This is a genomic window from Microbacterium saperdae, from assembly GCF_006716345.1.
GTDB classification, from domain to species: domain Bacteria; phylum Actinomycetota; class Actinomycetes; order Actinomycetales; family Microbacteriaceae; genus Microbacterium; species Microbacterium saperdae.
The window spans coordinates 1,844,609-1,858,322 of sequence record NZ_VFOX01000001.1; the positions used below are offsets into that span (position 1 = coordinate 1,844,609).

A 13,714-nucleotide genomic window follows, 5' to 3' on the forward strand; every position below is an offset into this window, starting at 1 on the left:
GCCTGTAGTACCTTCCCCCACCACAACCCTGGAGTATCTGTTGAGACGCGCGAAAATCGTCGCCACCCTGGGCCCTGCCACATCCACCTATGAGACCGTCCGCGCCCTGATCGATGCGGGTGTGGATGTCGCACGCCTGAACCTCAGCCACGGTGACTACTCCGTGCATGAGAACAACTACGCGAACGTCCGTCGCGCTGCCGATGACGCCGGCCGCGCCGTCGCCATCCTGGTCGACCTGCAGGGCCCGAAGATCCGCCTCGGCAAGTTCGAGGCCGGCCCCTACGAGCTCGCCGAAGGCGACATCTTCAAGATCACGACCGAAGACATCATCGGCAACAAGGACATCTGCGGCACGACCTTCAAGGGCCTGCCCCAGGACGTCAAGCCCGGCGACTTCCTGCTGATCGACGACGGCAAGGTCCGTGTCGAGGTCGTCGAGTCCGACGGTGTCACCGTGACCACCAAGGTCATCGTCGCCGGAGCCGTCTCGAACAACAAGGGCATCAACCTGCCCGGTGTCGCCGTCAACGTCCCCGCGCTCAGCGAGAAGGACGAGGACGACCTCCGTTGGGGTCTGCGCATCGGAGCCGACCTCATCGCGCTGTCGTTCGTGCGCAACGCCGAGGACATCACCCGCGTGCACGAGATCATGGCGGAAGAGGGAGTCAAGCTCCCCGTCATCGCCAAGGTCGAGAAGCCGCAGGCCGTCGATGCGCTCGAGGGCATCGTCGACGCGTTCGACGCGATCATGGTCGCCCGTGGTGACCTGGGTGTCGAGCTGCCGCTCGAGGCCGTGCCGATCGTGCAGAAGCGCGCGGTCGAGCTCGCCCGTCGCAACGCCAAGCCCGTCATCGTCGCGACGCAGATGCTCGAGTCGATGATCAGCAGCCCCGTGCCCACGCGCGCCGAGACCTCGGACGTCGCCAACGCGGTGCTCGACGGTGCGGACGCCGTGATGCTCTCTGGTGAGACCAGTGTCGGGGACTACCCGGTCGTCGTCGTCGAGACGATGGCACGCATCATCGAGTCCACCGAGGAGCACGGCCTGGAGCGCATCGCGCCGCTCACCACGAAGCCGCGCACGCAAGGTGGTGCCATCACGCTGGCGGCCCTCGAGGTGGCGGAGTTCGTCGACGCGAAGTTCCTCTGCGTGTTCACACAGTCGGGTGACTCGGCTCGTCGTCTGTCGCGTCTGCGCTCGCGCATCCCGATGATCGCCTTCACCCCGGACCCCCACATCCGTCGCCGCATGGCGCTGACCTGGGGTATCCGCTCGAAGCTGGTCGAGATGGTGCAGCACACCGACCTCATGTACATCCAGGTCGATGAGTACCTGCTCAGCAGCGGTCTGGCCCAGGAAGGCGACAAGGTCGTGGTGATCTCCGGATCCCCTCCCGGGATCGTGGGCTCGACGAACGACATCCGCGTCCACAAGGTCGGGGACGCCGTCAACGGCGCCGCTCCGATCTACAAGGAAGCGACCGTCTGACCTGACGGAACAGCGAAGGGGCGGGGCCATCGGCTCCGCCCCTTCGTCGTGCGTGGCGGCCTTAGCGGCACGTCGTCGACGGCGTCCGTCCGGACGTCACCGTGGACAGCCAGAGCAGCATCTCGGGGAGCGCTGCGTAGGCGGCGAGCCCGTGGTTGACGCCCGGGTACCGGTGGAAGGCGATGTCCGCCCCCTGTGAGCAGAGCAGCGCGACGTAGTCCTCGGTCGCCTTCGGCTCCACCAGCTCGTCGGCCAGCCCCTGTCCCACGAAGACGGGGACGGTGAGGGGCTCCGCTCCGGCGCTGTTCTCCTTCAGCAGCGTCGCCCAGGGTTCTGTGGTGGACGGATCGCTCCTCACATACCCTCCGATGAGCGGATCAGCGATCGCATGGATCTCCTTGTTCTGCGACAGCAGGCACAACGCGGCCATGTCCGGCGTCGCCGCGGTGCCGGCAGGGGTGAGGATCGCCGCGATCTCGCCGTCGGGGTACCTGTCCCCGTACGCGGCCTCATAGGCGGGGATCGCGTACGAGGCGATCGTGACTCCTGAGACGTTCACGATGTCGTCGCTCATCAGCTCGCTGAGGTTCGCCGCCGGCGCGGCCACGGCGACGCCGAGGAGCGTGAGCTCCGGCGCGTACGACGCGGCGCGTTCGGCGGCGAACAGTGCCGCCTGCCCGCCCTGGGAGTGCCCCCACAGCACGAGCCGGTCCCCGGCGCGCGCTCCATCGATGTTGCGCGCGGCCCGCACGGCGTCCAGCACGCTGTTCGCCTCGGGGATGCCCAGCAGATAGGCCGAGGGGCCGGCGACACCCATCCCGGGGTAGTCCGTCGCGACGATCGCGTAACCCTCCGCCAGGAACTCGTGGAGCCCTTCGATCAGCTGAAACGGATCCACGGCGAGCGACGGAGCGCAGTGCGCCGCTGCGCCTGTCGTCGGATGCCCCCATGCCACCACGGTGCGCCCCTCCGCCGGCGCGGGCGTGTCGGGCACGATCACCACCGCGGACACCGGGATGTCCTCACCGTGCAGGTCGCGCGAGTGGTAGATCACGCGCCAGGCCGCCGAGCCGAGGGGTGCGCTGGCGATCTCCTCGACGCGGATGATGTCGCCGGGATCGCCGGCGGCCGGGGGAGTGGCCACGGTGTAGAAGGCCGGGTCCGTCTCCAGGTCTGCCTCGCCCTCGATATGGCGGCGGATGGCATCGGCGCCGAGTGCCCAGACGAGGAGCGCGACGACCACGCCTGCGACGAGGAAACCACGTCGGGCTCCGCGCGTACGGTGCCAGATGTCCGCTGAATCGCGGGGATGCATGAGAGATTTCTACCGCATCACGCGCGTACTGTGTGTGCCGGCGGTGGGACTCGAACCCACACGCCCTTTCGGACAAAGCATTTTGAGTGCTCCGCGTCTGCCATTCCGCCACGCCGGCTCGTGTGTCGCGTCTACGACTTTAGCGCAGCGCAGCGCATGCCGACGGCGCCGGGCGGTGCGTGGCCGCCGCGGGGAGCCACTCGACTAGGATGGGTCTGTGACCGAGGAAGATATGGCAGAACAGCCCACGGCATCCGCCCCGCGACGCGTCGTCGTCGCCGAAGACGAATCGCTGATCCGTCTCGACATCGTCGAGATCCTTCGCGACAACGGATTCGACGTCGTCGGAGAGGCCGGTGACGGTGAGACGGCCGTGGCACTCGCGACGGAGCTGCGCCCCGACCTCGTCATCATGGACGTCAAGATGCCGCAGCTCGACGGCATCAGCGCCGCCGAGAAGCTGCACAAGGGCAACATCGCGCCCGTCGTGCTGCTGACCGCGTTCAGCCAGAAGGAGCTCGTCGAGCGGGCGAGCGAGGCAGGCGCACTGGCCTATGTCGTGAAGCCGTTCACGCCGAACGACCTTCTTCCCGCGATCGAGATCGCGCTGGCCCGCCACGAGCAGATCATCACGCTCGAGGCCGAGGTCGCCGACATGGTCGAGCGCTTCGAGACCCGCAAACTCGTCGATCGGGCCAAGGGCCTGCTCAACGAGAAGATGGGCCTGAGTGAGCCCGAGGCCTTCCGCTGGATCCAGAAGGCGTCGATGGATCGTCGCCTGACGATGCAGGATGTCGCCAAGGCGATCATCGAGCAGCTCGCGCCGAAGAAGTAGTGCACCGTCTCGACGCGGATCACACGCTGCGTCCGGTCGAGACCGGTGACGGCGCTGCGCTCGCGCGCGCGTATCTCCGCAATCGTGCGCACCTGGCTCCGTGGGAGCCGGTGCGCGATGTGGACTTCTTCAGCGAGACCTGGCAGGAGCGAGACGTCATCCAGTACGTCTCGGATGCTCCCGCAGGCCGCAACGTACGTTTCGTCATCGTGTCGTCCGACGGCTCGATCCGGGGTCGCGTGAACCTGAACAACATCGTGCGCGGCGCGTTCCGCAGCGCGGATCTCGGCTACTGGGTCGACGCGGCGCTGCAGGGTCGCGGACTGGCCACACGATCGGTGGAGATCGCTCTCGGACACGCGCGGGAGGAGTTGGGGCTGCACCGGGTGCAGGCGGCCACGCTCGTGCAGAACGCGGCGTCGCAGCGCGTGCTCGGCGCGAACGGCTTCGAACGGATCGGTCTCGCCCCGCGCTATCTGCGGATCGCGGGATCCTGGCAGGACCATGTCCTGTTCCAGCGATTGCTGGAGGAGCCGGTCAGCGCGCTGCCGGCGCATCCTTGATCATGTTGGTGATGCGGATCGTGGAGCAGCGCCTGCCCTGATCGTCGGTGACGACGATCTCGTGCACCGTGATGCTGCGCCCGAGGTGCACGGGTGTGCACACGCCGGTGACGACGCCCGATGTGGCGGAACGGGTGTGGGTCGCATTGATGTCGACGCCGACCGCGAGGCGGCCGGGACCGGCATGCAGATTCGCGGCCATGGACCCGAGCGACTCCCCGAGCACGACGTAGGCGCCGCCGTGCATGAGACCGACGGGCTGCGTGTTGCCCTCCACCGGAAGCGTCGCGACGCAGCGCTCGAGGCTGAACTCGAGGAACTCCATGCCCATCTTCTGGGCGAGAGCGCCCATCCCGCGGGCGGTGGCCCAGTCGAGTCCTTCGCTCGTGGCGACGTCGCTCATGAATCCTCCTCAGCGGGTGTCTGTCGTCCTCGTTAGGCTGACAGGGTGACGGACTCCGCAAAGCCTACCCTCATGGTCGTCGACGGCCATTCGCTCGCCTATCGTGCCTTCTTCGCCCTGCCGGTCGAGAACTTCACCACGAAGGACAACCAGCACACAAACGCCATCTACGGCTTCCTGTCGATGCTGGTGAACCTCATCAAGGCCGAGCAGCCCACCCACCTCGCCATCGCGTTCGACACCTCTCGGCACTCGTTCCGCACCGATGTGTACCCCGAGTACAAGGCGACCCGTTCCGAGACGCCGCAGGAATTCCGCGGACAGATCCCGCTGCTGCAGGACTGCCTCGCCGCGATGTCGATCCAGGTGCTCACGAAGGAGGGCATCGAAGCGGACGACATCCTCGCGACACTCGCCTCCCAGGGAGCGGAGCAGGGCTACGACGTGCTCGTGGTGTCGGGAGACCGCGACACGATCCAGCTCGTGAACGATGACGTCACGCTGCTCTACCCCTCGGTGCAGGGCGTCTCTCAGCTGAAGCGCTACGACCCCGTCACGGTGCAGGAGCGCTATGGAGTGCGTCCCGAGCAGTACCCCGACATCGCCGCCCTCGTCGGCGAGACCAGCGACAACCTCCCCGGCGTGCCGAAGGTCGGTGAGAAGACCGCGGTCAAGTGGCTGACGCAGTTCGGGTCGCTCGACGATCTGCTCGCTCGGGCCGAGGAGATCAAGGGAGTCGTCGGCGGCAACCTGCGCGAGCACATGGACGATGTGCGTCGCAACCGACAGCTCAACCGGCTGCTGACCGACGTGGAGCTTCCTGTCGCGCCCGACGACCTCGCCGTCGCGCCGATCGACGCGCAGGCGGTGCGCGACATCTTCGCCCGGCTCGAGTTCCGCACGTTGCTGCCGCGCGTGTTCGAGGCTGTGGGTGCCGGCGAGGTCGCTGATGACCCGGCATCCGCCGTCGTGCTTCCCGAGCCCGTGCAGGTGACGGCTTCGGAGTTCGTCGCGTGGGCCGACGCACAGGAGCAGGAGCTCGCGCTGCGTCTCGTGACGCAGGGCGGCATTCCGGTGCGCATCGGCGCTTCCTCGGCCGCCGAGCTGCGCGAAGTCGACTGGTCCGCGGAGGGGGCGGAGACGCTGCGCGCGTGGCTGGAGTCCGACAGCGCGAAGGTGCTCCACGACGCGAAGCCCCAGGTGAAGGCGCTCCTGCGTCAGGGTGTCCGCCTGGGCGGTCTCTCGTACGACACGAGCCTCGCGGGCTGGCTGCTGCGTCCGAGCTTCCCCGACAAGTCGCTGGGTGACCTGGTCGAGCGCTACCTGGGCGAGAAGCTGCCCGAAGCCGACCCCTCGCAGCTGGTTCCCGAGACCGAAGGGGCGACCCCGTCGCAGGAGGCGTGGTTCGCTCGCCGTGTGGCGGAGGCGCTCCGCGAGGACATTCCGGAGCCGGTGGCGAAGGTGCTCGTCGACATCGAACTCCCGACCCTCCTGACCCTGGCCGACATGGAGGTCGCCGGCGTGGCTGTCTCGCACGAGGTGCTGTCGACCTTCTCCGGAGAGCTCGCGACGCGGGCCGAGAGCATCGCCCAGGAGGCGTTCACGACGGTCGGTCGTGAGTTCAACCTCGGGTCGCCGAAGCAGCTCCAGGAGGTTCTGTTCGAAGACCTGCAGCTTCCCAAGACCCGCAAGACGAAGACGGGGTACTCGACGGATGCCGCGGTCCTCGCCGACCTGCAGGAGACGAACCCGCACCCGTTCCTGAATCTGCTGCTGCAGCACCGCGAGGCGACCAAGCTCCGCCAGATCATCGAGTCCCTCGACACCGCGATCGGCGACGATCACCGCGTGCACACGACGTACGTGCAGACCGGCAGCCAGACCGGCCGTCTCTCGAGCACCGACCCCAATCTGCAGAACATCCCGGTGCGTACCGAGGAGTCGCGTCGCATCCGCAGCGCGTTCGAAGTGGGGGAGGGCTACGAATCCCTGCTCACCGCCGACTACTCGCAGATCGAGATGCGCATCATGGCGCACCTCTCGGGCGACGAGGGGCTGATCGAGGCGTTCAACAGCGGCGAGGACCTGCACCGCTTCGTCGGTGCCCGGGTGTTCGGCGTGGAGCCGAGCGAGGTGACCTCGGCCATGCGGACCAAGGTCAAGGCGATGTCGTACGGCCTCGTCTACGGGCTGTCGGCGTTCGGTCTGTCGAAGCAGCTGCGCATCGAGCAGTCCGAAGCCAAGCAGCTGATGGTCGAGTACTTCGCGCGGTTCGGCGCGGTGCGCGACTACCTGCGCGCCTCGGTCATGAAGGCCAAAGAGGTCGGCTACACCGAGACCATCTTCGGTCGCCGGCGCCCCTTCCCCGATCTTGCGAGCCCCAACCGTGTGCTGCGCGAGAACGCTGAGCGCGCGGCCCTCAACGCGCCTATCCAGGGTAGTGCTGCCGACATCATGAAGATCGCCCTGCTCCACATCCACGAGGACCTCCGCTCCGAGGGACTCGCATCGCGCGCTCTGCTGCAGATCCATGACGAACTCGTGGTCGAGGTCGCGCCCGGGGAGTGGGACGCCGCAGAGCGCATCGTGCGCGCGCGGATGGGTGATGCGGCGGAGCTCACGGTCCCGCTCGACGTGCAGGTCGGGCGTGGTCGCGACTGGAACGAAGCCGCGCACTGAGGTCTGCGGTCGCCGGAGTGACGGGGATAGGCTGGAAGGTATGACTTCAGCCCCCCGCACTCCCTCCGCCATCGACAAGGTCGCCGATGAATGGGTCGACACCATCGCGGTGCTCGCACCGACCCTCGGCACCTACATCGGACGCAGCGAGGCGAACGACCGCTTCGGCGATCTGAGCCCGGCAGGGCATGACGAGATCGCGGCGGCGACGCGCAGGACGCTCCAGCAGCTCGACGCTCTCGAGCCCTCCGATGCGATCGACGAGGTGACGAAGACCGACCTGAGCTCGGAGTTGCGGCTCGACCTCGAGTTCCACGATGCCCAGTGGCACCTGCGCGACCTGAACGTGATCGCCTCGGCCGCGCAGGACGTGCGTGCGGCCTTCGACCTGATGCCGACCGCGTCTGCGGACGACTGGGCTGTCATCGCGACTCGTCTCGCCGCCGTGCCCGAGGCGCTGCGCGGCTACACCGAGACGCTGCGTGCCGGCATCGCGGCGGGAGTGACCCCTGCGCGTCGGCAGGTGACAGAGGTCGCCACCCAGATCGACCGTTACACGGCTGATGACGGCTTCTTCGCCGCATTCGTCGCGGATGCGGCGCCGGAGCAGGGCCAGCTTCCTGCGTCCCTCGCGCGCACGCTCGCCGACAACTCGGCAGCGGCACGCGTGGCCTATGACGGGCTGCGTCGCTTCCTCGCCGAAGAACTGGCGCCGGCCGCGAACGAGGTCGACGCCGTCGGGCGAGAGCTCTACGCGCTGAACTCGCGCCGCTTCCTTGGCGCCACGATCGACCTCGACGAGACCTACGAATGGGGCAGGGAAGAGCTCGCCCGCATGGTGGCAGAGCAGACCGCGATCGCGAACGAGATCCTCCCCGGTTCATCGGTCGAGGAGGCCGTCGCGCACCTCGAGTCCGACCCGGCACGCAAGCTGGTGGGAACGGAGGCGCTGCAGCGCTGGATGCAGGAGACGAGTGACCGCGCGGTCGAGGAGCTCGGCGCCTCGCACTTCGACATCCCTGAAGCGATCCGCACGTTGGAGTGCATGATCGCTCCGACGCAGGAGGGCGGGATCTACTACACGGGCCCCACCGATGACTTCTCGCGTCCGGGGCGCATGTGGTGGTCCGTGCCGGAAGGCGTGACGGAGTTCGACACCTGGCGCGAACTCACGACCGTGTACCACGAGGGCGTACCCGGTCATCATCTGCAGATCGCGCAGGCGGTACACAACCGTGCCGAGCTCAACTCCTGGCGACGACTGCTTGCCGGCACCTCCGGCCATGCCGAAGGCTGGGCCCTGTACGCGGAGCGTCTGATGCAGCAGCTCGGGTATCTCGATGACCCCGCCGATCGGCTCGGCATGCTCGACGGCCAGCGCATGCGCGCCGCTCGTGTCGTGCTCGACATCGGCGTGCATCTGGGCAAGCCGCGCCTGGACGGTACCGGCGTCTGGGATGCGGAGTACGCACTCGACTTCATGCGCAAGAACGTCAACATGTCGGACCAGTTCGTGCAGTTCGAGGTCAATCGCTACCTCGGCTGGCCCGGACAGGCGCCGTCCTACAAGGTCGGCCAGCGCATCTGGGAGCAGGTACGCGACGCGGTGCAGGAGTCGCAGGGCGACGAGTTCTCGTTCAAGGACTTCCACAAGCGCGCCCTGGACCTCGGAGGCGTCGGTCTCGACACGCTGCGCACGGCACTGCTCCCGCGCTGACGGGAATGCCGGTCGGTCCGCCATTGTTTATTCACCTGAATAGGAAGGGCTGACATGGCTATCGAATTCGGGCTGGACACTTTCGGCGACATCACCCGCGACGCGGACGGAGAGCTCCTGACCGGAGCGCAGACGATCCGCAACATCGTGGCGCAGGCGGAGCTGGCGGATTCCGTGGGCGTGGACTTCTTCGGCGTGGGGGAGCATCACCGCCCCGAGTTCGCCGTCTCGGCACCGGAGATGGTCCTCGCGGCGATCGCTGCACGTACGGAGCACATCCGTCTGGGAACAGCCGTGACGGTGCTGTCCTCCGATGATCCGGTGCGGGTGTTCGAACGCTTCTCGACGCTGGACGCCGTCTCGAACGGGCGCGCGGAGGTCGTTCTCGGCCGGGGCTCCTTCATCGAGTCCTTCCCTCTGTTCGGCTACGATCTGCGGGACTACGACGCCCTCTTCGAGCAGAAACTCGAACTGTTCGTGGAGCTCCTGAAGGAGGAGCCCGTCACGTGGTCCGGGACGATGCGGGCTTCACTTGACAACGCGAACGTGTTCCCGAAGACCGAGAAGGGGCTGCGGACCTGGGTCGGCGTCGGCGGAAGCCCGGAGTCGGTCGTTCGAGTCGCCCGCCACGGCCTGGGCCTGATGCTGGCGATCATCGGCGGATCGGCGGCGCGTTTCCGTCCCTTCGTCGATCTGTACCATCGTTCCGTCGCCTCCTTCGGCACTGCCTCTCACCCGATCTCGGTGCATTCCCCGGGACACATCGCCGACACGGACGCTGAGGCCTGGGACGCGGCGTACTCCGGATTCGAGGCGATGAACAACACCATCGGCCGGGAACGCGGGTGGCCCGTCTACAGCCGTGCTCGGTTCCAGAACGACATCGGTCCCGAGGGGGCGATCTACGCAGGATCTCCCGATCGCGTCGCGGCGAAGATCGCCGAGACCGTCACCACGCTGGGTCTCGGACGGTTCGACCTGAAGTATGCGACCGGAACCCTCTCGCACGAGTCGATGATGCGCAGTATCGAGCTGTACGGCACGGAAGTGATCCCGCGCGTGCGGTCGCTGCTCGCCAAGAAGGCCTGAGCGCTCGAGGCACGGGCGTCGCTCTACGATGAGGAGCATGGCCACCCACGATCTGCCGAGCAGCGCGTCGCTCGCAGCCCGTCTTGACGACCTTCCGTTCACTCGGCGACACCTTCGGCTTCTCAGCGGATCGGGTGTCGGCTGGGCGTTGGACGCGATGGATGTCGGCCTCATCTCCTTCATCCTCGCGGCGCTCACGCAGCAGTGGGATCTGACGAAGGGCGAGGCCGGATGGATCGCCTCGGTGGGTTTCATCGGGATGGCGCTGGGTGCGACGCTCGGGGGCCTGCTCGCCGACCGCTTCGGGCGACGCCAGGTGTTCGCGCTCACCCTGCTCATCTACGGCGTCGCGACGGGTGCGAGCGCACTCGTCGGGGGTATCGTGGCGCTCCTCGTCCTGCGGTTCCTCGTCGGCCTCGGCCTCGGCGCGGAACTGCCCGTCGCGTCGACGTACGTGAGCGAGTTCGCGCCCGCGCGGATCCGAGGCCGACTGATCGTGATCCTGGAGGCGTTCTGGGCGGTCGGTTGGACTGCTGCGGCGCTGATCGGATTCTTCGTGATCCCGGCGTCCGATGACGGATGGCGGTGGGCGTTCGCACTCGGAGCGATCCCGGCGATCTATGCGTTGATCGTGCGGTGGGGGCTTCCCGAGTCGCCGCGGTGGCTCGCCTCTCGCGGGCGTATCGCCGAAGCGGAGCGCATCGTCTCCGCCTTCGAAGCCGATGCCGGTGTCGTGCGGGAGCCTGCGATCCGCAAGGAACCGGCGTCTCGCGCGATGGCGGCAACCGTCCGGGCACGCCTGGCCACTCTGTGGAATGCGGAGTTCCGCGTGCGGACGCTCTGCCTGTGGGCCGTGTGGCTCTGCGTGAACTTCGCCTACTACGGCGCTTTCATCTGGATTCCCAGCATTCTGGTCGATGCCGGATTCGATCTCGTGCGCTCCTTCGGCTTCACGCTGATCATCACCCTCGCCCAGCTTCCCGGGTACGCGGTCGCCGCCTGGCTGATCGAAGTGTGGGGGAGGCGCACGACACTGTCGGTCTTCCTCGTCGGCGCAGCGGTGGCCGCCGTGTTCTTCGGGACGGCCACGACGGAGCCGGCGATCATCGGGGCCGGCATGGCCCTGTCCTTCTTCACTCTCGGCGCCTGGGGCGCGCTGTACGCCGTCACTCCGGAGATCTACCCGACCTCGTTGCGCGGAACCGGCGCCGGCTGGGCGGCCGGCGTGGGACGCCTCGCCTCGATCATCGCTCCTCCCGCGGTGCCTGTTCTCCTGGTGGCGGGTGGGGCTCCGCTCCTGTTCGTCATCTTCGGCGCGTGCTTCCTCCTCGCGGCGGCCGCGGCCTGGGGGCTGACGGATCGCAGCGGCCTCGCGCTCGACGACCGCTGACGCCGTCGAGCCGCCAGCAGGAATAGGCTGGTCGCGTGACTGACGTGCGTTTCGTGGCCATCGGCGACTCCTTCACGGAAGGCGTGGGCGATGTCCTCCCGGACGGCCGAGAGCGTGGCTGGGCTGACCTCGCCGCACAGGGCTGGGCCGACGCGGCGGGGCACCCGATTCAGTACGCGAACCTCGCCATTCGCGGCAAGCTCGCCTGGCCGATCGTCGAGCAGCAGCTGGAGCCCGCCTTGGCGCTCCGTCCGACGCACCTCTCCTTCAACGGCGGCGGCAACGACATGCTCCGTCCGCGCACAGACCTCGAACACATCGCGGACGCGTTCAGCCGGGTGCTCCGGCGCTGCGATCAGGAAGGGGTCACGCTGATCCTGCTCTCCGGCGCGAATCCCAGTGGGCAGCTGCCGATGGGCTCTCTGGTGCAGAAGCGGGGCGACCTGCTCTCCGAAGCCGTCCTGCGCCGCGTGCAGGATCGCCCTGATGTGGTGCGCGCACTGAACTGGCCGGATCAGGAGCTGTCTCGTTCGCAGTACTGGTCCGAAGACCGCCTGCACATGAACAGCGCCGGACACCATCGCGTGGCTGCCCGAGTCCTGCACGGTCTCGGCTACGAGCCACCGGAGACGTGGTGGTCGCCGACCGCGGCGGGCGCGGCAGGTCCGTCCGGTCTCGCGTACTACCGGGAGTTCGTCGGACCGTGGGTGAAGCGGCGCGTGACGCGCACCTCCTCGGGAGACGGCCGCGCGGCGAAGTACCCGACGTGGGTGGAGAGGACACCGGCGTGACCCGATTCGCCGGGCGGCGAATGCCCCGAAGGATCGGGCAGCTTCTCGTCGGACTCTTCCTGTACGGGATCGGGATCGCCTTCATCGTGCGCGGCGCGATCGGTGCCGCCCCGTGGGACGTGCTGACCCAGGGGATCGCTCGGCACGTGCCGCTGACGTTCGGGATGATCACGATCCTCGTCAGTGTGGTCGTGCTGCTGCTGTGGATCCCGCTGCGCCAGCGCCCGGGGGCCGGCACCGTGCTGAACGCCCTGCTCGTCGGACCGGCAGCCGATGTGGGCTTCCTCCTCATCCCCGAGACCGATTCGCTCTGGATCCGCATCCTGTTCTTCGTGATCGGACTGCTCCTGCTGTCGGCGGCCACCGGTTTGTACATCGGAGCGGCCTTCGGACCGGGTCCGCGGGACGGTCTCATGACCGGTCTGCACCGTCGCAGCGGCTGGCCGATCTGGATCGTGCGCACAGGGCTGGAGGTGACCGTGGTCGCTGTCGGCTGGGCGCTCGGCGGCAATGTGGGCATCGGAACGGTCGCTTTCGCCCTGCTCGTGGGTCCGCTGTGCCAGTTCTTCATGCGCATGTTCCGCGTCCAGCTCGATCGCGCGCCGACAGACGGCGTATCGGAGGCGGCCGCGACAGCACAGATCCACACCCCCGACGGAGCGACGCCGTGACCGACATCGAGATGGCACGCATCCCCGGTGGCGAGGTCGTCCTGCACGATGCGCGCGAGAAGACTCGACGGAGCGTGGAGCTCCGGCCCTTCGAGATCGGCGTCTTTCCGGTGACGGAGGAACAGATGGCCGAGGTGCTCGGCGTCCCCTCGCGGCACCCGCGACGCCCTGCAGCCGACGTGAGCTGGTTGCGCGCGGTGCACTTCTGCAACGCGGCATCGGAATGGGAGGGGTTCGACCCCGTCTACCTGTTCGACGGTGAAGTGGTCACCTGGGACGTGACGGCAGACGGCTACCGGCTCCCCACCGAGGCGGAGTGGGAGTTCGCGTGTCGTGCCGGCTCCACCGGCCCGCACTACGCCCCGCTGGCCGATGCCGCGTGGACGGGCGCAGATGGTACCGCGACTCCCCAGGACGTCGGAGGCAAGCTGCCGAACCTGAACGGGCTGTTCGACATGCTCGGCAACGTGTGGGAGTGGTGCTGGGATCTGCTCGATCCCGCTCGCTACGACGAGTACCGGGTGTTCCGCGGTGGTGGTTTCGCGGATGATGCGTGGAGCGTGCGCGCCTCGGTGCGACGCGGGGGCGCCCCACGCATGCATCACGAGGACGTCGGACTACGCCTGGCGCGCGGGGGCTTCGACACTGCGGATGAGGCGCAGGGATGGTCGGCACTGGCCGATCGGGAACGTGCGGCGGCGGGCGAGGGGCCCACCCCGTCCGGATGGACGCCGCGCGGGCGCTGACGCCGCTCCTTTTGCCTCGGGAT

At 67.9% G+C, this 13,714-nt stretch carries 12 protein-coding genes and 1 tRNA gene; 10 read left to right on the forward strand and 3 right to left on the reverse strand.

All coding sequences use genetic code 11. The annotated features are described in order from the left end of the window. The first annotated feature begins 40 nt into the window (after positions 1–40). The gene (gene pyk, locus FB560_RS08775) at positions 41–1,492 is read left to right on the forward strand and encodes a pyruvate kinase (protein WP_141872009.1); all 1,452 of its coding nucleotides are present in this window, start codon (positions 41–43) and stop codon (positions 1,490–1,492) included. A gap of 61 nt (positions 1,493–1,553) precedes the next feature. On the opposite strand, the gene FB560_RS08780 is transcribed toward pyk, so the two are convergent. Together FB560_RS08780 and FB560_RS08785 are read right to left on the reverse strand one after the other, a co-directional pair. Beyond that, positions 1,554–2,807: an alpha/beta fold hydrolase gene (locus tag FB560_RS08780; protein ID WP_141872010.1), complete on the reverse strand. Its 1,254-nt coding sequence runs from the start codon at positions 2,805–2,807 to the stop codon at positions 1,554–1,556. A gap of 35 nt (positions 2,808–2,842) precedes the next feature. After that, positions 2,843–2,925: transfer RNA gene (locus FB560_RS08785), tRNA-Leu, on the reverse strand. Positions 2,926–3,039: 114 nt separating this feature from the next. On the opposite strand from FB560_RS08785, the gene FB560_RS08790 reads away from it, so the two are divergent. Both FB560_RS08790 and FB560_RS08795 read left to right on the forward strand, forming a co-directional pair. Continuing rightward, positions 3,040–3,642, forward strand: a complete 603-nt coding sequence (locus FB560_RS08790; RefSeq protein WP_141873184.1) for an ANTAR domain-containing response regulator — start codon at positions 3,040–3,042, stop codon at positions 3,640–3,642. Then, entirely contained in the window at positions 3,642–4,205 is a 564-nt protein-coding gene (locus tag FB560_RS08795) for a GNAT family N-acetyltransferase (RefSeq protein ID WP_141872011.1), read from the forward strand. Before FB560_RS08790 ends, FB560_RS08795 begins: the two co-directional genes overlap by 1 nt. Here the strand turns inward: FB560_RS08795 and FB560_RS08800 are convergent. Then, positions 4,180–4,608 (reverse strand): hotdog fold thioesterase, encoded by a 429-nt coding sequence (locus FB560_RS08800; protein ID WP_141872012.1) that lies wholly within the window; start codon positions 4,606–4,608, stop codon positions 4,180–4,182. The genes FB560_RS08795 and FB560_RS08800 overlap by 26 nt on opposite strands. A 45-nt stretch (positions 4,609–4,653) precedes the next feature. Between FB560_RS08800 and polA the strand changes: the two genes are divergently transcribed. From polA to FB560_RS08835, 7 genes are read left to right on the forward strand one after another with little or no spacing between them, the layout of a single operon-like run. Next, positions 4,654–7,287 (forward strand): DNA polymerase I, encoded by a 2,634-nt coding sequence (gene polA / locus FB560_RS08805; RefSeq protein WP_188895178.1) that lies wholly within the window; start codon positions 4,654–4,656, stop codon positions 7,285–7,287. A gap of 40 nt (positions 7,288–7,327) precedes the next feature. Then, entirely contained in the window at positions 7,328–9,004 is a 1,677-nt protein-coding gene (locus tag FB560_RS08810) for a DUF885 domain-containing protein (protein ID WP_141872013.1), read from the forward strand. 54 nt (positions 9,005–9,058) lie between these two features. Then, positions 9,059–10,093 (forward strand): LLM class flavin-dependent oxidoreductase, encoded by a 1,035-nt coding sequence (locus FB560_RS08815; RefSeq protein ID WP_141872014.1) that lies wholly within the window; start codon positions 9,059–9,061, stop codon positions 10,091–10,093. A 37-nt stretch (positions 10,094–10,130) separates the two neighbouring features. Then, positions 10,131–11,483 carry an MFS transporter gene (locus FB560_RS08820; protein WP_141872015.1) on the forward strand — a complete coding sequence of 451 codons (1,353 nt, stop codon included), beginning with the start codon at positions 10,131–10,133 and terminating at the stop codon, positions 11,481–11,483. 44 nt (positions 11,484–11,527) lie between these two features. Beyond that, positions 11,528–12,274, forward strand: a complete 747-nt coding sequence (locus FB560_RS08825) for an SGNH/GDSL hydrolase family protein (RefSeq protein WP_141873186.1) — start codon at positions 11,528–11,530, stop codon at positions 12,272–12,274. Further along, on the forward strand, positions 12,271–12,945 hold the full coding sequence (gene yczE, locus FB560_RS08830; protein WP_211349957.1) for a membrane protein YczE: 675 nt from the start codon (positions 12,271–12,273) through the stop codon (positions 12,943–12,945). The genes FB560_RS08825 and yczE overlap by 4 nt, the downstream gene beginning before the upstream one ends. Next, on the forward strand, positions 12,942–13,691 hold the full coding sequence (locus tag FB560_RS08835; RefSeq protein WP_188895174.1) for a formylglycine-generating enzyme family protein: 750 nt from the start codon (positions 12,942–12,944) through the stop codon (positions 13,689–13,691). The genes yczE and FB560_RS08835 overlap by 4 nt, the downstream gene beginning before the upstream one ends. The last annotated feature ends 23 nt before the right edge of the window (positions 13,692–13,714 follow it).

Bases quoted from the DNA above. Each gene is read 5' to 3' on its own strand.
- FB560_RS08810 (WP_141872013.1), top strand. From the start codon at position 7,328: ATGACTTCAGCCCCCCGCACTCCCTCCGCCATCGACAAGGTCGCCGAT.
- FB560_RS08800 (WP_141872012.1), bottom strand. From the start codon at position 4,608: ATGAGCGACGTCGCCACGAGCGAAGGACTCGACTGGGCCACCGCCCGC.
- FB560_RS08790 (WP_141873184.1), top strand. From the start codon at position 3,040: ATGGCAGAACAGCCCACGGCATCCGCCCCGCGACGCGTCGTCGTCGCC.
- FB560_RS08780 (WP_141872010.1), bottom strand. From the start codon at position 2,807: ATGCATCCCCGCGATTCAGCGGACATCTGGCACCGTACGCGCGGAGCC.
- FB560_RS08820 (WP_141872015.1), top strand. From the start codon at position 10,131: ATGGCCACCCACGATCTGCCGAGCAGCGCGTCGCTCGCAGCCCGTCTT.
- FB560_RS08815 (WP_141872014.1), top strand. From the start codon at position 9,059: ATGGCTATCGAATTCGGGCTGGACACTTTCGGCGACATCACCCGCGAC.